Source organism: Pseudomonas sp. LJDD11 (assembly GCF_024584215.1).
Lineage (GTDB): Bacteria > Pseudomonadota > Gammaproteobacteria > Pseudomonadales > Pseudomonadaceae > Aquipseudomonas.
The window spans coordinates 44,494-66,322 of record NZ_JANJFL010000023.1 but is presented as its reverse complement, the minus strand read 5'-3'; the positions used below and the strand labels follow the sequence as shown (position 1 = coordinate 66,322).

The following is a 21,829-nucleotide window of genomic DNA, read 5'->3' as shown; positions in this document are numbered from 1 at the left end:
CGCCATTTGAAACCCTTACTGACAAGCGCGCTGACCCTGGCCCTGCTAAGCGCCAACCACGCGCTGGCCGCCGACGCCGACAAGACCCTGCGCATCGCCTACGCCGACCCGGTGTCGTCACTTGACCCGCAACTGAACAACCATGCCGGCGACCGCTCCATCGCCCTGCACACCTACGAGTCGCTGCTCGAACGCCGCGACGACGGCAATCATCCGGGCCTGGCGAAAAGCTGGGAAGCCAAAGACAACCTGACCTGGGTGTTCCACCTGCGTGACGACGTCAAGTGGCAGGACGGCAAGCCGTTCACCGCTGACGACGTGGTGTTCTCCATCGAGCGGGCGCGCAATGTGCCGGGCAGCGTGGCGTCCTACGCGGCGGGCCTGCGCACGGTGGCCTCGGTCAAGGCTCTGGATGCCCATACCGTCGAGATCAAGACCAACGTCCCGAACCCGATTCTGGTGGCTAACGTCGACGCCACCTACCTGGTCAGCCGCCACGTCGGCGCCACCGCCACCAGCGAAGACTACGGCAGCGGCAAGGCCGCCATCGGCACTGGCCAGTACAAGCTGGTGTCCTACAGTCAAGGCGACCGTGCACTGTTCGAGCGTAACGACAATTATTGGGGGCCGAAACCGGCCTGGGCCAAGGTCGATTATCGCTACATCCCCAACCCGGCCGGGCGTACCGCCGCACTGTTGGCCGGCGACGTGGACGTCATCGACAAGGTTTCGCCCAGCGACGTGCAGAAACTCAACAAGACCAGCGGCGTGAAGGTGTTCGCCTACCCCGGGCTGCGTGCGCTGATCATCCAGCCAAGCTTCCGCGAAGGCCCCAACGAGTTCATCCGTGACAACAGCGGCAAGCCGCTGGCACACAACCCGCTGCGTGACGTGAAAGTGCGTCAGGCGCTGTCGCTGGCGATCAACCGCAAGGCCATCGTCGAGCGCATCCTGCAAAACACCGTCACCGAGGCCAACCAGTGGATGCCGGCCAATACCTTCGGCTATAACCCCGAGGTCAAGGACATTCCCTTCGATGCCAAAAAAGCCAAGGAGCTTTTGAGTGAGGCCGGTTACCCGGAAGGCTTTCAACTGACCGTGCACGTGCCGGGCGACCGTTACCCGCTGGCGCCGGAATCGATGCAGGCGGTGGCGCAGTTCTGGGCGCGCATCGGGGTCAAGGTTGATCTGCAGGTGGTGCCATGGTCGGTGTACGCCAGCCGCGCCAACAAGAACGAGTTCGCCGTCAGCGTGATTGCCTGGGGCAACGGCACCGGCGAAGCCAGCTACGGCCTGACCAACATCCTCGCCACTGCCGATGCAAGCAAAGGCCTGGGCATGTCCAACTGGGGCCGCTACAGCAACCCGCAGGTCGATGCGGACCTGGACAAGGCCACTGTCGAGTTCGACGAAGCCAAACGCGCCGCGATCCTGCGTGACTCGGTCAAGCGCGTCAGCGACGACGTCGGCATCCTGCCGCTGTTCCACTACCAGAACATCTGGGCGGCCCGTGACGGCCTGAAAGTGGTGCCGTGGGTCAGCGACCGCACCACCGCACTGATGGTGACTGAAGAACAAACCAGCGGGGGAAAGCCGTGACCGGCCTGAGCATCAGCCCGGCCAGCGGCCTGCTCGACGAGCCGCGGCACATTCGTGTCGCGGGTCTGGCGGCGGGGCAGACCGTCACCCTCAGGACCCGCACCCGGCGTGGCAAGGGCGTGGACTGGGTCAGCCAGGCCAGCTTTGTCGCCGATGCCCACGGCACGGTAGACCTGCAACGTGATGCGCCGGTGGCTGGCGATTATCAGGGTATCAGCCCGCTGGGCCTGCTCTGGAGCCAGCAACCCGAAAGTCAGCCGGCCACCGGCGCGGTGTTCCCGCACGACTTGCTGCAACCCTTGCAGACCCGCATCAGCATTGAGGGCAGCGAGGCATCCGCGACCCTGACCCAGTATCTGGCGGCTGCCGGGGTGACCCGGCGTGAGGTGCGTGAAGAGGGGCTGGTCGGCACCCTGTTCCTGCCGGCCGGTGCCGGGCCGCACCCGGCGGTGATCGTGCTCAACGGCTCAGGCGGCGGCATCAACGAACCCCGCGCGGCGCTGTATGCCTCGCGTGGCTACGCCGCGTTGGCCCTGGGTTACTTCAAGGCGCCGGGGCTGTCGGGCTACATCTCCAACACCCCGCTGGAGTACTTCGAGCGCGGCCTGGACTGGCTGCGCCGTGAGGTCAAACCGGCCCATGACTTCGTCGCCTTGAGCGGCCAGTCGCGCGGTGGTGAACTGGTGCTGCTGCTCGGCAGCCTGTTCCCGGACAAGGTCTCGGCAGTGATCGGCTACGTGCCCAGCGCGCTGGTGCATGGCGGTCAGGCCGCCGCCGACCCTGCCGTGGGCCGTGATGGCCCGGCCTGGTTGTATCAGGGCAAACCGCTGGTGCACCTGTGGAATGACAACCGCACCGCCAACTGGCAGGCCCGCGATGCCGGCCAGCGAAACGCCGTATCGATGCGCACCGCCCTGGATGACCCTGAGGCGGTCGAGCGGGCGCGTATCAAGGTCGAGAACATCAAAGGTCCGGTGATCCTGCTTTCGGCCGGTGATGACGCGGCCTGGCCGTCGGATTTGTTCTCGCGCATGGTCAGTGAACGCCTGGAGCAGCACCACCACGGCTGGCCGGTGCAGCATCTGGATTTCCCGCAGGCCGGGCACAGCATCCTGCTGCCGTACATTCCGTCCACCTGGAGCAATGACGGCAATCCCGCCGCCAACGCCGAGGCCAACGAGCAATCGTGGCAGGGCGTGCGTCAATTCCTGCAAGACGCCGTGGCCGCGCGCCAGGCGAGTCTGGAGAAACACCCATGAGTGCCACTGCTACAGATCTGATCGACAGCCTGGTGCTGAGCGAACACAGCCCGCTGCGCGAGATTCGCCAGGCGCGCAGCAAAGTCACCCTGGCCACTCAGGCCAGCCACGACGCCCTGTTCGCCGCCGAGCTGGCTGGCAGCCTGAGTGTCGAAACCCGCCTGCTGGTGGCGCTCTATGGCAGCGCATTGAGCCGCCAGACCGCGCTGGTTGCCTACTACCGTGAACGCTTGGTCGAGCTCAACAGCGCCACGGCTGTAATCAATGCCGTCGAGCAAGACGACCTGAGCGCTATCAATGACGCGCCACTGCGCCAGGTTCTGGGCTATACCCGCACCCTGATCGTCGCGCCGAAAGAAGGCGACCGCGCGGCCCTGGAAGCATTGCGTGAAGCCGGCCTCAGCCCGCTCGACGTCGTGACCTTGGCGCAACTGATCGCCTTTATCTCTTACCAGGTACGCCTGACCGCCGGTCTCGCTGCCCTGCAAGCGTTGGGAGCTGCGCAATGAGCCAGATCATTCGTCACAACGGCTTCACCAATGAAACCCTGGGCTGGAAATCCTGGTTGCCGATCGTCACCCCGGAGCAGGCCAACCCCGAGCAACTGGAAGTGCTCAAGGAAAGCCATCCCAAGGCGCTGACCAGTGAGTATTACCTGACCCTGATCCATCAACCCGAAGTGCTGCGCCAGCGTTCGCTGGTGTTCAACGCCATCATGTACGCCCCCGGCGGCCTGCCGCGTGCCGAACGCGAACTGGCCAGCACCGTCGTGTCACGGGTCAACCACTGCGTGTACTGCGCCTCGGTGCATGCCCAGCGTTTCGAACAACTGGCCAAACGCAATGAAGTGATCGCCGAAATCTTCGCCGACCCGCAAACCGCAGGCGGCAATGAGCGCGAGCAAGCGATCATCCGCTTCTCCATCGACCTGACCCTCGACCCCGGCGCCACCGGCCCGGAGCAGGTCCTGCCGCTGCGTGAAGCCGGGCTTGAGGATGGCGAGATTCTGGACTTGATTCAGGCGGTGGCGATCTTTGCCTGGGCCAACCGGTTGATGCTCAACCTGGGCGATCCGGTATTTGGCCAGGAGTAAGCCGCACGGTCGGCGTCAGTTGTTGCGCACTTCGGGGTAGCACAACCGGCGCTTTTCCCGGCAGTCCTTGGTCTTGAGTGCTGCGTCCTTGTCGTCGTCCGGGAAAGCGGGCGGCGGCGCATAGCTGCCGCTGGGGATGCGGCGCGCCCGCTCTGCATCACACAGCGCAAAACCGTCAGACAACCCGCGCAGGTACTCAGCCTCGTCGGTGGCGGGTACTTGCCGGTTGCGGTCATAGTCTTGCTTGAGCTTGTCTGCGCAGCCGTCGCGATAGCCCGCCCGGTATGGCTCCAGCGGCTGCCATGGCAGCTCGATAGCGGCGCCATTCAGGCAACCGGACAGGCCCGCGCCCAGCGCTACAACACACAGCAAACGCAGCCACTTCATTGGCCATCACTCCAGGCTCAGGACGCATTGAACTGCCTGAATAGCCCAGCCCAGGGCTTTTTTCAATACCGCAGTTCCACCGCCACATAAGCGCCGATGCCGTCTCCGGGCCACAGCGCTGCGGTGTCGTTGCCTGCCACGTTGTATTGCGGGGTCACTGCGGTTACGTGGGCCTTGTTGGCGAGGTTCTTCAGGTCCAGCGAGACTTTCCAGTCGCCCTTGGGCGCGGCGAAACCAACGTTGGCACCCCAGATGGTGTAAGAGGGCGCATAAAAGGTATTGGCGTAGTCCACTGCGGTACGCGCCGCCGACTGCACATTGACGCCGGTGTAGAAGCCGCTGTGATGCTGGTACTGCAACTCTGACTGATAGACGTGTTCTGGCAGGCCCGGCAACTGGTTGCTGCCGAAGGTGTCATCGTTGCGGTAGTAGAAGTCGTTCCAGGTGTACACCTGACGCCAGTTCAACCGGTCGCCTTGCGGATTTTCCCAAAGGCGGGTGGTCAACCCGGCTTCCACCCCCTGGTGAATGGTCGGTGAAGCATTGAAAGCGCCGGTGACTGCCGCAGAGTTCGCGGTGGCGGCAATCAGTTGCACATTGAGCAGTTCGTCATGAATCCACGAGCGGTACAGGGCCAGGCTGCCGTCGAAGATCCCCGCTGTGCCCTTGATGCCGAACTCCAGGGTGTTGGCTTTCTGCTCGACCAGCGGCCTGATGTAAGGCGTGGTCGGGCCGGAACCTGAGTATTCCCAGGAGGCCGGCGGGTCGATGGAGCGACTGAAGTTGACGAACGCCTGCAGCTGCGGGGTGAACTCGTAACGCAAGCCGATGCGCGGGGCGATGCTCCAGTTGTTGTAATCCTCGTAAGTGGGAAAGCTGGTGGTGTTGGCATTGACCGCCTGCTCGATGTCGGTCTTGCGCCGGACATTGACGAACGACACGCCACTGGTCAGCCACAACCGGTCGGTCAGGCTCAGGTCATTGCCCAGGGAAAACACCCGGTCGAACGAGTCCTCGTAGTTCACCCGCTTGAGCGTGGATTTGCCAGCGGTTGCCGAGTTGACCCCGCCGCGCAAATGCTGGGTCGAGGTGAAGGCAATACTGCTGCGGCTCTCACGGCCGAACACCTGATCGAAGCGCTCGTAACCCAGTGCCAGGTTCAGGTCGTGCCAGTCCCAATAGCTCGGGTTGCTCGGGCTGTTGGGGTTATTGGTGTGCCGGTAGTCGTGGTAGGCCAGGCCCAGCGATAGCCGTGAATCGTCATCGAAGGTGTAGGTGGTCTTGCTGCCCAGCCAGATACTCCCGGGGCGCCTGGCCCCGGCACCGCTGGAGCGGGCGGTGGCACTGGCGCGGCGGGCGTTGTCTTTGATCGCTGTAAGGGTGGTGGCGCTGGGGTCGTTGTGGAATTCGTCGCGGTAGCGCAGCAATACGCGGGTTTCCAGTTGCGGGCTGAAGCGATAACCGGCGTTGGCCACCACGCCTGAGCTTTTCGACAGGCTGTAGTCGCGATAGCCCTCATTGCGATAATTGTCGACGTTGAGGTAGTAATCCAGCGCCCCCTCGACGCCGCCGATGCTGACCGCCTGCTTCTGGTAGCCATAGCTGCCGGCCTCGGCACGCAAGCGCAGGCCAGGCGCACTGTAGCCTGTGTGGTTGACGAAATTTACCGCCCCGCCCAGGGTCAACGCGCCGTACTGGAAGGCATTGGCGCCGCGCAGAATCTCGGTGTAGTCGACCCCGGAGGCGTTCAGAAACTCATAGGGGGTGCCGCCCGGCCCGGTCAGCGACAAACCGTCGAACAGAAACTTGATGCCCTCGCGAAAGTAACCCGGCGAGGTGTTGGCGCCAGAGCCGCGAATTGAAATCTTGGCCGCATCGTTACCGCCGGTTGATTGCACGAACACGCCGGGCTGGTAACCCAGGGTGTCTTGCAGGTTGGCGGTACGGCCTTTGCCCAACTCTTCACTGTCCACCACACTGGTGCCGCCCGGCACCTCGGCCAACTGACTCCTGGCCTGTTCAGCGGCACTCTGCCGTTCGCCTTGCACGGTGACCGTTTCGAGCCGACGCGGACTGTCGTCAGCCATGGCGATGCTGCAACCCAACGCGCCTATCAATAAGGTGGCCCGGCCAATAGCTGCCTGTAGGGAACCTCTAAAAACTACCTGCGTCGCCATCGCTGCGTTAAAAACAGGCTCAGAATGCTCATTTACATCCTGTAAACTCCGCTTCCTCGCCTGTTTTTGCCTTGCGCTGGCTTCCTCGCCGACGTTTTTAGAGGCTCCCTGTAAGTGATCTTTCTTTGTTAAATACATTGCGATGTTTCCTGACGTCCATGGGTCATTGTCTTCGGCGTTCTATGCGCATAGTCAGGCCACTGGAAAGAGTGCAGAGCAGGTTCTATGCCAGTATTAAAAGAACGGCAAATAGCGGGTTTTATAGCGCTGCTTAATAATGAGCTGAGCGAAAACAGGAAACTTTGTGGAATGACTGTGTGGTGGCGGTCAGTGCGAGTAATAAGCCAGTAACCGATGGTTATTAGCCGGTTGGCTTCGTGTTTGTTGAGGTTTGCACAGCCCGGCTATTGCCTTCGGGATTTGACTGTTGTGCGCGGTTTATTGTTTGCCTGCCAACAGTGAATAAACAGATTGTACGGGCTTGTTACTTCAGAAAAGTCTGTGGGTGCTGAATAACACCTTGTTGGGTGCTGGCACGACAAGTGCAATGCCTCTTTTAAGAACCTTTAATCGTGCCCGGCTTCCGGGCCAGCGAAATTCTAACTTGGGGCGTCGTTAATATGCTTAAGCAACACAACTATGGGCGTTACTTGCCGGTGCTGGCCAGTGCTGCCAGCCTGCCGATCCTGACGGCGTTGCTGGTGCCTTTTGCGCAGGCGGCGGGCGATTCGCAAACCACGCTGGAGAGGGTCACGGTGACCGGGGCTGCGGTCAGTGACGTGCACAAAGAGCGCAAGCGCTTGCAGAAGGTGGCCGGCAATACCGCCGTGGTCGATAACCGCCAGGTCGAGCAGGGCAGGGCCTCCAATGCCGAAGACGTGCTGGCCCTGCAGCCTGGGGTATTCGCCCAGGCCACCAGCGGCACCGGAGCCAACAAGATTTCGATTCGCGGCTCGGGCCTGAACACCTTCTATCAAGGCTATGTGCTGGGCACCAAATTCCTCTTCGACGGCTTGCCGATCACCGGCCCCGGCGGCACTCAAGAGGACTTTCTCGATCTGCAGGCCGTTGACCACACCGAAGTGCTGTACGGCGCCAACGCTGCCGAGTACGCGGCGCTGTCGCTCGGCGGGGCGATCAATTTCGTCAGCAAGACCGGGCGTACCGACCCCGGTCACTACGCGCGTTTTGAAATCGGCAGCTACGGCTACCGTAAACAGCAGTTGAGCACCGGAGGGGTGGTGGGCGACAGCGACTACTACATCAACCTGACCCACAACGAGCGCGACGGCTATCAGGATCATGCGGCCAATGAAGGCCAGAGTCTGGCCGCCAACTTTGGCCATGTGTTCAGCCCCAAGCTGCAAACCCGCTTCTTCGTCAAATACCGTGAAGAAGAACTGGTCAACGGCAACACCCTGACCCGCCAGCAGCTCAAGCACGACCCGCGCAGCAATCTGCTGCCCACCGGGCGGCGCAAGGACGGCACCACTTTTATCGGCAACAAGACCACCTGGACCTTCGATGACGGTGCCAGGCTCGAAGTCGGTGCGGCCTACAACAACTACCCGCTGCTCAACGGCTGGCGCTACGCGGTAGCGCCCCAGGACTGGCGCTCCAAAGACATCAACCTGACCCTGCGCTATCTGCGTACCGGCGACAGTTTCTTCGGCCTGCCCAGCGACAGCAGCATCATTTTCAGCAACACCCGGGCCTACCTGGCCGACGTGAAATCCCACAGCGCTGCCACCGGCATCAAACAGCAGGAAACCAACTACACCGGCTCGCGCGACACCGTGCTGACCTTCGGTAACGAGCTGCAACTGGCCGACAGGCTCTGGCTGTCTACCGGCCTGTCGGCGATCAACATCAAGCGCAAGGCCGAGATCGAATACACCACTGGCGTCAATACCTCAGCTTTCCCCGGTTCGGTTGAATACAGCGAGAACTACCTGGCGCCACGTATCGGCGTGCGCTACCAGTTGAACCCTGACCTTCAGCTGTTCAGTAATGTCAGCCGCAGTATCGACCCGCCGGTAACCTGGCAACTGGGCAGTACCGGCAACCCGTGGCTGTCGGATGTGCGGCCACAAAAAGCCAATACCTTCGAGGTGGGGATTCGTGGCAGCCATGGCATCTTTGACGGCAGCCTGACCTTGTACCGCTCCTGGGTGCAGGATGAACTGCTGACCGTGGTGACTCGCCAGGCCACTGCGACTCAAGACCAGCTGACCGGCACCTCCAACGCCAGCTCGACCATTCACCAAGGCATCGAGGCCGGGCTTAACACCCTGTTGTGGAGCGGCGCCAACGGCGACACGCTGGACCTGCGTCAGGCTTACACCCTCAACGATTTCCACTATCGCAACGACAGCACCTTTGGCGACAACGAACTGCCCAGCCTGCCGCGCCAGGTGTATCAGGCTGAATTGGCGTATCGGCAACAGAGTGGTTTTTATGCCTCGCTCAACCTGCGGGCAGCGTCGAGTTACTACATCGACTACGCCAATAGCTGGCAGGCACCTTCCTATGTACTCTGGGGCGCCAAGGTCGGTTACCAGGCGCCGAGCAAAAAGTGGGAGGTGTTTGCCGACCTGCGCAACATCACCGACGAGCGCTATGCCACGGCCGCCAACACGGCTTACAACGCCAATGGCCGTGACTCGGCAAACTTCTATCCCGGTGACGCCTTTTCGGTGACCACCGGTGTGGCGTTTCGCTTTTGAAGCCGCAGCCGCTGTTGGCCTGGCAACAGTGCCCCGACACATTGTCGTTTCCAGAGCGGGTTACACGCAGGTCTGTGCTGATCCGCAAAACCGCTCCAGGCCCGGCGAATCCTGGCCTGAAGCGGTATTGGCCGAGACTGGCACAAGCACTGCAATACCAAGGGCATGAACAGACCAATACCCCGGCGCCTGCGCTGATGAGCATGTTGTTACGGCAAGCCCGGCATTGCCTGGCCCCGCTGTGCCTGCCGCTGCTGATGCTGGCGCTGCCCGGTTGCTCGCCGGCCACGCCGCCAGGCTCTTCATCAGGCAATGCTTCCGCCAGCTCGGCGCTGGCCGACGAAACACGGCTGGGTGAAGACGGCGTGCTGCGTTACCCGGCGAGTGATTTTGTCGAGCAGCAACCAGGCCGGCGCGGCGGCACCTTGCGAGTCTCGGCGGCCACCGATGCCGGCAGCTTCGACATTCACGGGCTGTCGCACGGCAATATGCAGTGGATGGGACGCATCCTGTTCGATTGCCTGGTGTACCAGACCGGTGACGGCACGCTCACGCCCTGGCTGGCGAAAAGCTGGGACATCAGCCCCGACGGCAAGACCTACACCTTCCACCTGCGTGACGACGTGACCTTCAGCGATGGCGAGCGCTTCAACGCTGAAACGGTGCGGCTTAACCTTGAACACATGCGCGACCCGGCGACCCGGTCGCCGCTGGCGGCCGCTTACATCGCGCCCTACCTCAGTGGCCGGGTGGTGGATGACTACACCTTTGAGGCCACCCTGCGCGAACCCTATGCGCCGTTTCTGGATGTGCTGTCGCAAGCCTGGCTGGGCATGATCTCGCCGCGGCAGATCCGTGAAGCACCGCGCAGCATCGCCAGCCGACCCATCGGCAGCGGGCCGTTTGTGCTCGACAGCTATGTGCGCGACCAGGGTGCCAGCTTCGTGCGGCGTGCCGGTTACCAGTGGGCGCCGCCGGCCATCGCGCATCAGGGCGAAGCCTACCTGGAGCGCATTGAACTGAGTTATGTGCCCGAAGCGATGATTCGCTACACCTCCCTGGAGTCGGCGCGCAGTGACCTGGCGTTGGATGCGCCGCCGCAGAACGCGGCCGCGATCCGCAGTAATCCGCAACTGGTGCTGCGCAGCCGCATTCGCAAGGGCAACCCGAGCCGCAGCATGACCTTCAATGTGCAGCGCGTCCCGTTTGACGATGTGCGTGTACGCCAGGCGGTGGCGCGGGCTATCGACCGTGACGGTCTGGCGTGGATCAGCGGTTTCGGCGAGTTCCTGGCCAAGGGCGATTTACTGGCGGTCAACACTCGTGACTACGACCCGGTTGCCCGCCATGCGCTGGACTACGATGTGGCCCTGGCCAACCGGCTGCTGGATGAAGCCGGCTGGACCGGGCGCGATGCCCAGGGCTACCGCACCCGCGCCGGCCAGCGCCTGAGCGCGACAATGCTCACCTATGACAACCCGGCGTTTCCGGCCAATGTCTCGGTGGCGGTGCAGGCCGATCTGAAGCAGGTCGGCTTCGACCTGCAAATCGAACTGCTGCCGGTGACCCGCGTCTCCGAGCGCCGTTACGCCGGGCAGTTCGATGCCATTGGTGGCGGTTACTGGCACACCAACACCCCCGACGGGTTGTTCATCCTCTATCACAGCCAAGCCATTCCCAGTGCCCGGCTGATTGGCCAGAACGTTGGCCATTTCAGCGACCCGCTGCTCGACCAACTGCTGGGCGACGCCCGGCGCAGCACCGACCCGGCCCAACGCCGCGAGCTGTACCGGCAGGCCCAGCAACGCCTGGGCGAGACCGTGCCGGCGGTGCCATCGGTGGAAAGCCAGATGCTGGTGGCTTATCGCAAGTCAGTGAAAGGCGTGCTGTTCGACGGCTCACATAACGTTCCACTGTTTACCAGCTTATGGCTGGAACCGGAGTCGCCATGAAGCTGCTGCCGTTTACCCTGCGCCGTCTGCGTGACGGGCTGTTGGTTCTGTGGGCTGCGGCCAGCCTGACTTTTCTGGCGGTGACCTTCAGTGGCGGCGATACCGCACTGGCCATTCTTGGCGATACGCAGTCTTTGCCGACGCCTGAACTGCTGGCCCAGGTGCGTGCTGAATATGGCCTGGACCAACCGGTATGGGTGCAGTACGGCCACTACCTGGGACGCCTGGCCCAGGGTGATCTGGGCGAATCGTACCGTCTGCAGATTCCGGTCAGCCAGGCGATCAGCGAACAGTTGGGCGCCACCCTGCAACTGGCGGCCTGCGCCGGGTTACTGGCGGTGCTGCTGGCGCTGGCCTCGGCGCTGCTGACCGCCGGGCGCGGCCGGCGTCTGCGTGCGCTGGCTTCCGGCACCGAGCTGGTGCTGTCGTCGACCCCGTCGCTGGTCTCCGGGCTGGTGCTGCTGTGGGTGTTTGCCTTCGAGCTGCGCCTGTTGCCGCCGTCCGGCTCGCAAGGCTGGCAGTCGCTGGTGTTGCCGACCGTCGCGCTGGCCCTGCCGATTATGGCGGTGCTGGCCCAGGTGCTGCGCCATTCGCTGGAAGACGTGCTGGAGCAGCCCTTTATCAGCCAGGCCCGCGCCCGCGGCATGAGCGACACGGCGGTGCGCTTGCGCCATGCCCTGCGTCATGCGCTGGTGCCACTGGTGACGCTGTCCGGTTATGTGTTTGCCAGCCTGTTGGGCGGCGCGGTGGTGGTGGAACTGCTGTTCGGGCGCCAGGGCATCGGCCGCCTGATGCTCAATGCCACCTCCAACAAGGACGTGCCGCTGGTGCTGGGCGTGACCCTGCTGGCGGCGGCCATTTACGTACTGGTGAACCTGCTGGTGGACGTGTTGAACCAGTTCATCGACCCGCGCAGCAGCAGGGCCTGAATCATTCATTGCAAGGAGCTGTCATGAGCCAGAATCTTCAATCACCGGGCTACGAGGCCGAACCGGATGCCGAGCTCGATGCGCGGTTTGCCGAGGTGTTCGCGCGTATTGCGGCCGGTGCCGTCGAGCGCGAACAACAGCGCTTGCTGGCCCATGAGCCGGTGCAGTGGTTGCGCGAGGCCGGCTTTGGCGCCCTGCGCGTGCCGCGCGAGCAGGGCGGCCTGGGCATCAGCCTGCCGCAACTGCTGCGCTTGCTGAGCCAGTTGGGCGCTGCCGACTCGAACCTGCCGCAAATTCTGCGTGCCCATTTCGGTTTCGTCGAAGGGCGCTTGTCGTCGCGCGACAGCGCTTCGCAGGACTACTGGTTTGCCAAAGTGGCCAAGGGTGATCTGTGGGGCGCGGCCATGGCCGAGCGCACCGACAGCACGGGCAACACCGTGCAGTTGACCTCGGTGGACGCCTGCGGTGGCCTGCTCAACGGCCAGAAGTATTACTGCACCGGCACCCTGTACGCCGACTGGGTGGCGGCGGTGGCCAATGACGGCGACGACTTTGTCAGCCTGGCGGTGCCGGTGACCGCACCCGGTGTCGAGGTGGTGGATGACTGGGACGGTTTCGGCCAGCGCCTGACCGGCAGCGGCACCACCCGTTTCGAGGCGGTGAAGGTGCCCGCCGAGCACATTCTGCGGCGCTTCAAAAAAGGCGAGCTGCGCGCCGAGTCTTACCTCAGTGCCTTCTACCAGGCCGTGCATCTGGCGACCCTGGCCGGTATCGCCCGGGCGGTGCTCAACGACGCGGTGAGCTTCGTTCAGGGCCGGACTCGCGGCTTTGGTATTCCCGGCACTTCCACGCCAGCCAATGACCCGCTGGTGCAGCGGGTCATTGGCCGCCTGTCGAGCCTGGCATTTGCCGCCGATGCTCAAGTGCGCACGGTGGGCCACAGCCTGCAAGCAGTGTATGAGGCCGAGCAAGCCGGGCAGGCCAGCGAGGCGCATTACACCGACGTGGAAATCCACACCTTCCAGGCCCAGCAGATCGTTTTGCCCCAGGTGCTGGAGGCCACCACCTTACTGTTTGAAGTCGGCGGCGCCTCGGCCACCAGCACCGAGCGGCGTTTTGATCGGCACTGGCGCAACGCCCGGACCCTGGCTTCGCACAACCCGGCCATCTACCGCGAACAGGCGCTGGGCAACTACTACCTCAACGGCATCACCCCCAACGCGGCCTGGCGCGCCTTGCATGCGCAGGCCAGCGAAGGACAAGGCAGCGGCGATGAAGCCAGCGCGGTGTAAGGAGAATCTATGAACAAGCCACAAACCCAGATGAGCCTGGGCATGAATATCCTCGGTTTCGGCGCCCATGCCGCTGCCTGGCGTGAAGGCGATGCGCCGGTAGACGCGTATCTGGACGTCGATTACTACCGCAATATTGCGCGGATTTCCGAGCGCGGTTGCCTGGACGCCATCTTTCTCGCTGACGGCCCGGCGCTGGGCGGTGATGTCGCGACCCAGCCCGGTGCACGCCTGGAACCGACCATTCTGCTCACCGCCGTGGCGGCAGCCACCGAACGCATCGGAGTGATTGCCACGGCCTCGTCCACTTACAACGAACCGTTCAACCTGGCCCGGCGCATTGCCTCACTGGACTACATCAGCGCTGGTCGTGCAGCCTGGAACGTGGTCACCAATGCCGCCGATGCAGCCGCGCAGAACTTCGGCCTGGCCGGCGCGCCGTTGCATGTCGACCGGTATGGTCGTGCCGAGGAGTTTCTCGATGTAACCCTCAAGCTCTGGGACAGCTGGGAAGACGACGCACTGATCGGTGACCGCCAGAGCGGCCGCTTCGCCGACCCGGCCAAGGTGCATACCCTGGACTTCAAGGGCCGGCATTTTTCGGTCAAAGGTCCGCTCAACCTGCCGCGCTCGCCCCAGGGGCGACCGGTGCTGGTCCAGGCTGGCTCCTCTGAAGGCGGCAAGGCGCTGGGCTCGCGCTACGCCGATGCGATTTTCACTACCCAGACCACGCTGCCCGATGGCCAGGCCTTTTACCGTGAGATGAAAGGCCGGGCCAGGGCGTGGGGGCGTAACCCTGAGCACCTGAAGATCATGCCGGGCCTGTCGACCGTGATCGGCAGCACCGAAGCCGAGGCCCATGCGCGCTTCGACCGGCTCAATGCCTGGCACGGCGAACACGGGTTGCTGCAACAGGTGGCCGGCCGCATCGGTATCGCCGCCGAAGAACTTGACCCCGACGCCCCGTTGCCGTGGGCACGGATTGGCGCGGTGGCGGAGTTTGAACGTGGCTCACAAGGATTTCTTGAGGCCCAGCTCAACCTGGCGCGCCGCGAGAACCTGAGCATCCGCCAATTGTCGCGGCGCATTCTGGTCGGCCACCGGCTGCTGGTCGGCACTCCCGAACAGGTCGCCGACACCCTGGAGCAATGGTTTCTGGCGGGCGCCGGGGATGGCTTCAACATCATGCCGGACATGTTCCCCTCCGGCGTTGAGATTTTTGTCGAACAGGTCGTGCCTTTGCTTCAGCAGCGCGGCGTGTTCCGCCGTGAGTATCAGGGCCGCACCCTGCGTGACCACCTTGGCCTGCCGGTGGCCGAAAACCAGTTCACCACCGCCCGCGCACAAGCCGCGTCCGGTTATTAAGGAGCTAAGCATGCAATACCGTCGTTTGGGTCATACCGACCTGCAAGTCAGCGTTCTCAGTCTGGGCACCATGACTTGGGGGCACCAGAACAGCGAAGAAGATGCCCACCGCCAACTGGACGCCGCCCTGGCTCATGGGATCAATCTGATCGATACGGCCGAGATGTATCCGACCCCAACCCGTGCCGAGACCTGGACCACCACCGAGCGCTACATCGGCAACTGGCTGGCCGCCAGCGGCAAGCGTGAGCAGGTGATCCTGGCCAGCAAGATCGCCGGCCCTGCCCGCGACTCCAATGCTCAGAGCCATATTCGCGATGGCCTGTCGCATCACGACCGGCACAATATCGTGGCCGCGCTGGATGCCAGCCTCAAGCGCCTGCAAACCGATTACCTGGACCTGTACCAACTGCACTGGCCGGACCGCACCACCAACTTTTTTGGCATTCGCGACTACCCCTACGTGGCTGACCATCCGCACACCGCCGCGATTGAAGAAACCCTGCAGGTACTCGATGAGCAGGTCAAAGCCGGCAAGGTTCGCCACATTGGTGTGTCCAACGAAACGCCGTGGGGCGTGGCGCGTTTTCTGCGCCAGAGCGAGGATCGCGGCCTGGCCCGCATTGCCAGCATCCAGAACCCCTACAGCCTGCTCAACCGCCTGTACGAGAACGGCCTGTCGGAGTTCAGCCACCGTGATGGCATCAGCCTGCTGGCGTATTCGCCGCTGGCTTTCGGTGCCCTGACCGGCAAATACCTTAATGGCGCCCGCCCTGAAGGCGCGCGGCTGTCGTCGGTGTATCGCACCTTCAACCGCTACGACAGCCCGTCGGCCAACGACGCCATCAGTGGCTATGTCGAGATCGCCCAGCGCCATGGTGTTACCCCGGCGCAACTGGCGCTGGCGTTCGTCATTGCCCAGCCTTTTGTCGCCAGCGCCATCACCGGGCAGACCACCCTTGAGCAATTGCAAGACAACCTCGGTGCGCTGGAGGTGACCCTGGACGATGCCGTGCTCGGAGAGATCCAGGCCCTGCACCAGCGCATCCCTAACCCGGCGCCCTGATCGGCTTGTAAACACACCACTTGTGGGCGCGAGCGCTGCTCGCGAAGAGGCCCGTATGACCAGCAATGCTCCTGATGCGGTATTGACCTTGATGCGCGCCGGCCAATCCCGCCCAGCCTGGCGCTGGCCTGCCAGCCGCCCCGGATTGTGGCTGGCCTGGGCTGTGCTCGGGCTTTTGCTGGTAGCGGTTCTGCTGCCGGGCTGGCTGGCGCCGTTTGACCCGCTGGCCGCCGATGCCCGGCAGGCATATCAGGCGCCGGGGGCGCAGTTCTGGCTGGGCAGTGATGAAAACGGCCGTGACGTGCTGAGCCGGATTATCCATGGCGCCAGACCGTCGCTGTTCATTGGTCTGGCGGCGACCTTGGTCGGGCTGGGCGCCGGCACCTTGCTGGGATTGCTCGCCGGCCTGGCACCGGCCTGGCTGGACAACCTGTTGATGCGCGGGGTGGACGTGCTGTTGGCGTTCCCGGACCTGCTGCTGGCACTGGTGATCATCACGCTGTTTGGTCAAGGCACCAGCAACCTGATTCTGGCCGTGGGCATCGCTGCGGTGCCGCGTTATGCCCGGCTGGTGCGGGCACAGACCTTGAGCATCCGCAACGCCGGTTTCGTCGAGGCGGCCATCACTCTGGGGCGACGCCCTTTGGCGGTGGTGGTGACCCATGTGCTGCCCAATGCTGTGGCGCCGGTGCTGATCATGGCCACCATCGGCCTGGGCGGGGCGATTACGGCCGGTGCCGCCTTGAGCTTTCTCGGTTTTGGCGCGCCGCCACCGGCTGCCGAGTGGGGCGGCATGCTGGCCATCGGTCGCAACTTTCTGGCCAACGCACCCTGGCTGGTGGCCTGGCCTGCGCTGGCGATCACCCTGAGTGTCATTTCCATCAGCGTCATTGGCCGTGACTGGCTGCGGCGCAGTGAGGGCAAAGGCTTATGAGCGTTATCCACAAGCACGCACCGTTAATAGATATCCACAACCTGCGGGTCAGTTTCGGCGGCGTACCGGTGGTGCGCGGTGTCAGCCTGCAATTGCATGCCGGGCAGTGCCTGGCGCTGGTGGGGGAGTCCGGTTCGGGCAAGAGTGTCACCGCCCGTACTTTGGTCGGGCTGAGCGGACCAGGCGCGCGGATCAGCGCCGAGCGCCTGGCGTTTGCCGGCATTGATTTGCGCGATTTCGATGAGCGCGACTGGCAACGCCTGCGCGGCGCGGCCATCGGTTTTGTGATGCAGGACGCGCTGGGTTCGCTGGACCCGTTGCGCCGGGTCGGGGCTGAGGTGCAAGAGCCGCTGCGCCTGCACACCCGGCTCAGTCATGCCGAGCAACAGCGGCGGGTGCTGGAGCTGTTGCAACAGGTCGGCGTGCCGGAGCCCGAGGTGCGGGCCCGCCAGTACCCCTGGCAGCTTTCCGGTGGCCTGCGCCAGCGTGCCTTGATCGCCTCGGCCATTGCCTGCCAGCCGCGCTTGTTGATTGCCGACGAGCCGACCACCGCGCTGGACGCGACGGTGCAGGCGCAGATTCTGCGCTTGCTTGAACAACTGCGCGGCAGCGACAACAGCTTGCTGGTGGTCAGCCACGACTTGGCCGTGGTGGCGCGGCTGGCCGATCAGGTGGCGGTGATGCGCGCCGGGGTAGTGGTCGAGCAGGGCAGCGCCGAACAGATTCTTCAAGACCCCGTCCACCCTTACACGCAAAGCTTGCTCAAGGCCGCCCGTGCGGTGCATTTCCAGCGCCCGGCCGCGCCGCTTCTGGGGTTGGTCGAAGACCCTGTGCCTGCGAGCGGTACGCCGCTGCTTGAAGCCTGCGCGCTGCGTAAAAGCTTCCCCGGCCCTAATGGCGCGCCGCGTCCGGTGCTGCACGGCGTCTCGTTGCAATTGCATGGCGGGCAAACCCTTGGCGTGGTCGGCGAATCCGGCTCTGGCAAAACCACTTTGGGGCGCATTCTGCTCGGCCTGGAACAGGCTGACAGCGGCCAGGTGCTGCTCGATGGTCGTGACTGGTCAAGCCTGTCGCCTGAGCAACAGCGCTTGGCCCGGCAAGGTATTCAGGTGGTGTTCCAGGACCCGCAGGCCTCGTTCAGCCCGCGCTTCAGCGTGCTACGGGTGCTCAGCGAAGCCTTGGCGCTGGCCGGTGTGCCCCGTGCGTTGCGGCGCACCGAGGCTGCCAGGTTGCTGGAGCGGGTACACCTGCCGGTCAGCGTCCTGGACCGGCGGCCGCCGGAATTGTCCGGCGGCCAGCGCCAGCGCATCGCTATTGCCAGGGCATTGGCGATGAAGCCGCGGGTACTGGTCTGCGACGAGCCGGTGTCAGCACTGGATGTCTCGGTGCAGGCGCGGATTCTCCAATTGCTCGCTGAACTCAAGGCCGAACTGGGCCTGGCCTGTCTGTTTATTTCCCATGACCTGGGGGTGATCGAGCAGGTCAGCGACCGGGTCCTGGTGCTGCAGGGCGGCCACGTCGTGGAGCAGGGCCCGGTTGCCCAGGTTCTGCGCCAGCCACGTCATGCCTACACCCGCGCGCTGCTCGATGCAGTGCCCGAGCTTCCTGCGCCGCAGCCGGCGTGGGCCAATCGTATCGCTGTATAAGGATCTCACTGTGCCCAAGCAACTGCACGTCAACCTGTTCGAAATGAACTGCGTCAGCCACATCATGCATGGCATGTGGGTTCACCCGGACAACAACCGTCATCGCTTCAACGACCTGGACTACTGGACCGAGCTGGCCCAACTGCTGGAGTACGGCACCTTCGACGGTGTGTTTCTCGCCGATGTCGTGGGCGTCTACGACCGCTTTCGCAACGGCCCGGAAACCGCCCTGCGCGAAGGCTTGCAGGTGCCGAGCAATGACCCACTGTTACTGATCCCTGCCATGGCGGCGGTGACCCGTGAACTGGGCTTTGGGGTGACTTTCTCCACTACCTACGAGCCGCCGTTTGCCTTTGCCCGGCGCATGAGCACCCTGGATCACCTGACCAAGGGCCGGGTGGGCTGGAACATCGTTACCTCCTACCTGCCCAATGCTGCGCGTAACTTCGGCCTGGACCAGGAAGTGCCCCACGATCACCGCTACGAAATCGCCGACGAATACCTCGATGTGCTCTACAAACTCTGGGAGGGTTCCTGGGACGACGACGCGGTGATTCAGGACCGTGAGCAGCGCGTGTATACCGACCCGGCCAAGGTGCGTTACATCAACCACGTGGGTGAGCATTTCAAGGTCGCCGGCCCGCACCTGTGCCAGCCTTCGCGCCAGCGCACCCCGGTGCTGTTCCAGGCCACCGGCTCGCCGGCCGGCAGCGCCTTTGCCGGGCGCCATGCCGAGGTGGTGTTCACCGGCGGCGCGACCCCGGAAGATGTGCGCCGCAACATCGCAACCATGCGCCGCAATGCCGAACAACAAGGCCGCGACCCGGCGGGCATCAAGTTCATCGTCCAGGCCGGGGTGATCGCCGGGCGCAGCGATGAGGCGGTCGCCGCCAAGCTCGATAGCTACCGCCGGCTGGTCAGCGCCGACGGCGCCATGGCGCATGCGCAACTGGGCATCGACCTGCGCGCTTACGCGCCTCATCAGCGGCTGACCGACATCATCAAGCGGGGTGATATCGGTTGGGGCGCCCTCAACCGCTTCAACCCCGAGACCACGGTCGGGCAGATGTTGCAAGGCTTCGCCGGTCTGCAAGAGGACCGCTATTTCGTGGCCGGCACGCCTACGGTGGTGGCTGACGAGATCGAACGCTGGCTGGACGTGGACGGCATCGACGGCATCAACCTGCGCCAGTATCTGTCGTTTGAAACCGCCCGTGACTTCATTGATCTGGTGGTCCCTGAGTTGCGCCGACGCGGACGTTTTCGTGAGCGCTACACGCCGGGCGAAACCCTGCGCGAGCGGCTGTTTGGCGCAGGCCAGGCGCGCCTGCCGGCCAATCACCCGGCGGCCCGCTACCGCGACCCGGCCGCGCTCAGCCAGCCTTTGCCGCCGCTGAGATTTGCTCAGGCAGGTCAGCCATGAGTGACCCAGCAACAGAGGATGGCGGCTGGAACATTCGTCATCTGCCCGACACTCCGCTGGCGTTTGTCTGGACCTTTATCCAGCGCTACCGGGTGGCTTATGCGGGCATGCTGGGTTTGCAGCGTCGGTGATCTGCGCGGCGTAGCCACCCACTGGTCAGAGCTTTTTCAGCGGCGCGCAGCGTTAGCACCGGCAAAGTGGTCGATGCGGTGACCGATCTGACCAACATTCGCCTGTTTGCCCGCCACCCTTTCGAGAACCAATACCTCGGCCGTTTTCTCGACCGCGAAGTCGAGGCGGCCAAGCGCTCGTTGGGTTACATGGAAAAAATCCGCTGGTTCCAGAACGCCTGCGGCGTGCTGCTCATACTGGGCATCCTGCTGTTGGCTCTTTGGCTGTGGCGGCGCGGCAACATCGATATTGCCACCTTCGTCACCGCCACCAGCCTGTCGCTGATGATCATCACCGACGTCTCGGGGTTGTCGCGGCGCCTGCTGGAGTTCTTCGAAGCCACCGGCAACATCGCCAACGGCGTGCGCACGCTGATTCGCCCCCATGAAGTCACCGACCAGCCGCACGCACAGGTGTTGAACGTGTTGCGCGGTGAAGTGCGGTTTGTGAACGTAGACTTTGGTTATCAGCCGGAGAAGCCGGTGTTTCGCGACTTCAACCTGCACATCCCGGCCGGGCAGCGGGTGGGTTTTGTCGGCGCGTCCGGGTCGGGTGAGTCAACCTTGTTAAGCATTAATCGGGGCATTACAGGCTCGTATTGGTGTTGTGTGTGAGAGCTCCAACAATATGGGCCTGTTCTTTTATAGAACAATGGGCTACGTCGAAACGGCAACAGACCCTAATTTCAGATATTCCTTCTTCCGCCCCTCACCGGACCCAGTTTAGACTCCAAAGACTCTCGGCCAGCCCGAATTCTATCTTGCGCAACCTTATATTTTAATTTATCCAGCGTGGAACCAAACACCGGGTCCGGTGGGCCGTAACTTTGCGAGGCAACAGCGCTGACCGACTTATTCCTCGTTTCGTTTTCGACCACTTTCAGCCTTGCCTTGAGCATATCTTTAGCTGACGTTACGTAACGTCGACGGTACTTCTTCATTTCCCATTCCGCGAAATTTTGCACATCCACCTCAGTTCTAAGCTCGATTGGAGATGGAGTGCGAGCTATTAACTCTTCTGGTACCGCCTCGATAGGAGGGGATTTATGCAAATTAGCTATAACGCGCCTAGGCGCAGTTCTAGCGGTTTTAACAGAACTTGGTGACCTGTATGTCAGGCGAGGGGCCAGAGCAGTGACCTTTCTACTGCGCCCGATAAACCCAAGAAATCGATCAGCCGCCTTGAGCACTGTAAAAGAATACACGTCACCTTCGGGGTCTACGTGATTGATCGGCTCACCACCACAATACGTATAAGCATTCACTCCCCCATCATCAAAAGGGCTAAGCCTGTCTGGGCTGTTAAAGCGCATTAAAACAGGATTGAATGCACGATATCCTTTGCCAAGTAAATAATGCCCGGTCACTCGGTCCGGCCGCTCTGCAGTGAATCTTAGCAAGTTGCCCAGTACGCCCGGCGCAGCCTGATAACCGTAAGGCATATAGCTGAAAACATCAAACTGCGCCTTACCCAGCACGCCTAAGACTGAGCCTTGTCCGTCAGTTACCAGTAGCGATATTTCGTTATTCGTGTTGTTCAGCACCTGCTCTGCCAATACCTGGTCCGCGAGCCGAAACACTGTACGCTTGGACTCCGTGTGGAGTTCGGTTGTTAGCCGTTCATCCTTGTAAAAACATTGCGCAGCCTTGTCGAAAGCCATGCTGCTACTCAATCGATCCAAGGCATCATAACGGTAGGTAGCGAGTTGAACTTCGAGCTTATCAGTTGTGGTCATCATGTCCGCTCCCGAAACGACAAGAAAATCCTATCATCCGCCTTTCTATCTGTTCTGCCTGCCCATTAAAAATGA

At 62.9% G+C, this 21,829-nt stretch carries 18 protein-coding genes; 15 read left to right on the top strand and 3 right to left on the bottom strand.

The genetic code is table 11. From position 1 onward, the window contains the following. Positions 1–6 precede the first annotated feature (6 nt). The 4 genes from NRB16_RS22215 to NRB16_RS22200 are packed head-to-tail and all read left to right on the top strand — an operon-like array spanning position 7 to position 3,951. Complete coding sequence (locus NRB16_RS22215) at positions 7–1,599, top strand: ABC transporter substrate-binding protein (RefSeq protein ID WP_257106951.1); 1,593 nt, start codon at positions 7–9, stop codon at positions 1,597–1,599. Continuing rightward, a complete protein-coding gene (locus tag NRB16_RS22210; RefSeq protein WP_257106950.1) occupies positions 1,596–2,858 on the top strand; it encodes an acyl-CoA thioesterase/BAAT N-terminal domain-containing protein in 1,263 nt (420 codons plus the stop codon). The genes NRB16_RS22215 and NRB16_RS22210 overlap by 4 nt, the downstream gene beginning before the upstream one ends. Further along, positions 2,855–3,367 (top strand): CMD domain-containing protein, encoded by a 513-nt coding sequence (locus NRB16_RS22205; RefSeq protein ID WP_045483356.1) that lies wholly within the window; start codon positions 2,855–2,857, stop codon positions 3,365–3,367. Before NRB16_RS22210 ends, NRB16_RS22205 begins: the two co-directional genes overlap by 4 nt. Then, complete coding sequence (locus NRB16_RS22200) at positions 3,364–3,951, top strand: peroxidase-related enzyme (protein ID WP_253140626.1); 588 nt, start codon at positions 3,364–3,366, stop codon at positions 3,949–3,951. Before NRB16_RS22205 ends, NRB16_RS22200 begins: the two co-directional genes overlap by 4 nt. Positions 3,952–3,966: 15 nt before the next feature. Here NRB16_RS22200 and NRB16_RS22195 read toward each other — a convergent pair whose 3' ends face one another. Beyond that, on the bottom strand, positions 3,967–4,338 hold the full coding sequence (locus tag NRB16_RS22195) for a hypothetical protein (RefSeq protein WP_257106949.1): 372 nt from the start codon (positions 4,336–4,338) through the stop codon (positions 3,967–3,969). 62 nt (positions 4,339–4,400) lie between these two features. Next, positions 4,401–6,425, bottom strand: coding sequence for a TonB-dependent receptor domain-containing protein (locus NRB16_RS22190; RefSeq protein WP_257106948.1), 2,025 nt, complete (start codon positions 6,423–6,425; stop codon positions 4,401–4,403). Between the two features lie 710 nt (positions 6,426–7,135). Here NRB16_RS22190 and NRB16_RS22185 point away from each other — a divergent pair. From NRB16_RS22185 to NRB16_RS22135, 11 genes are all read left to right on the top strand, one after another. Continuing rightward, positions 7,136–9,241 carry a TonB-dependent receptor domain-containing protein gene (locus NRB16_RS22185; protein ID WP_257106947.1) on the top strand — a complete coding sequence of 702 codons (2,106 nt, stop codon included), beginning with the start codon at positions 7,136–7,138 and terminating at the stop codon, positions 9,239–9,241. Positions 9,242–9,444: 203 nt separating this feature from the next. Further along, positions 9,445–11,193, top strand: coding sequence for an ABC transporter substrate-binding protein (locus NRB16_RS22180; RefSeq protein ID WP_373568495.1), 1,749 nt, complete (start codon positions 9,445–9,447; stop codon positions 11,191–11,193). Further along, a complete protein-coding gene (locus NRB16_RS22175; protein ID WP_257106945.1) occupies positions 11,190–12,122 on the top strand; it encodes an ABC transporter permease in 933 nt (310 codons plus the stop codon). Before NRB16_RS22180 ends, NRB16_RS22175 begins: the two co-directional genes overlap by 4 nt. A 23-nt stretch (positions 12,123–12,145) precedes the next feature. Beyond that, positions 12,146–13,414 (top strand): acyl-CoA dehydrogenase family protein, encoded by a 1,269-nt coding sequence (locus NRB16_RS22170; protein ID WP_257106944.1) that lies wholly within the window; start codon positions 12,146–12,148, stop codon positions 13,412–13,414. Between the two features lie 9 nt (positions 13,415–13,423). After that, positions 13,424–14,779, top strand: coding sequence for an LLM class flavin-dependent oxidoreductase (locus NRB16_RS22165; RefSeq protein ID WP_045483336.1), 1,356 nt, complete (start codon positions 13,424–13,426; stop codon positions 14,777–14,779). Between the two features lie 10 nt (positions 14,780–14,789). After that, complete coding sequence (locus tag NRB16_RS22160) at positions 14,790–15,845, top strand: NADP(H)-dependent aldo-keto reductase (protein WP_257106943.1); 1,056 nt, start codon at positions 14,790–14,792, stop codon at positions 15,843–15,845. Positions 15,846–15,936: 91 nt separating this feature from the next. After that, the gene (locus NRB16_RS22155; RefSeq protein ID WP_306456505.1) at positions 15,937–16,779 is read left to right on the top strand and encodes an ABC transporter permease; all 843 of its coding nucleotides are present in this window, start codon (positions 15,937–15,939) and stop codon (positions 16,777–16,779) included. Further along, positions 16,776–18,425: an ABC transporter ATP-binding protein gene (locus NRB16_RS22150; RefSeq protein WP_257106941.1), complete on the top strand. Its 1,650-nt coding sequence runs from the start codon at positions 16,776–16,778 to the stop codon at positions 18,423–18,425. Before NRB16_RS22155 ends, NRB16_RS22150 begins: the two co-directional genes overlap by 4 nt. 10 nt (positions 18,426–18,435) lie before the next feature. Continuing rightward, entirely contained in the window at positions 18,436–19,848 is a 1,413-nt protein-coding gene (locus NRB16_RS22145; protein WP_197540942.1) for an LLM class flavin-dependent oxidoreductase, read from the top strand. Continuing rightward, positions 19,845–19,979: a hypothetical protein gene (locus tag NRB16_RS22140; protein ID WP_257106940.1), complete on the top strand. Its 135-nt coding sequence runs from the start codon at positions 19,845–19,847 to the stop codon at positions 19,977–19,979. Before NRB16_RS22145 ends, NRB16_RS22140 begins: the two co-directional genes overlap by 4 nt. Positions 19,980–20,057: 78 nt before the next feature. Continuing rightward, positions 20,058–20,633 carry a hypothetical protein gene (locus tag NRB16_RS22135; protein WP_257106939.1) on the top strand — a complete coding sequence of 192 codons (576 nt, stop codon included), beginning with the start codon at positions 20,058–20,060 and terminating at the stop codon, positions 20,631–20,633. A 71-nt stretch (positions 20,634–20,704) separates the two neighbouring features. On the opposite strand, the gene NRB16_RS22130 is transcribed toward NRB16_RS22135, so the two are convergent. Continuing rightward, positions 20,705–21,757, bottom strand: coding sequence for an RHS repeat-associated core domain-containing protein (locus NRB16_RS22130; protein WP_257106938.1), 1,053 nt, complete (start codon positions 21,755–21,757; stop codon positions 20,705–20,707). Positions 21,758–21,829 lie beyond the last annotated feature (72 nt).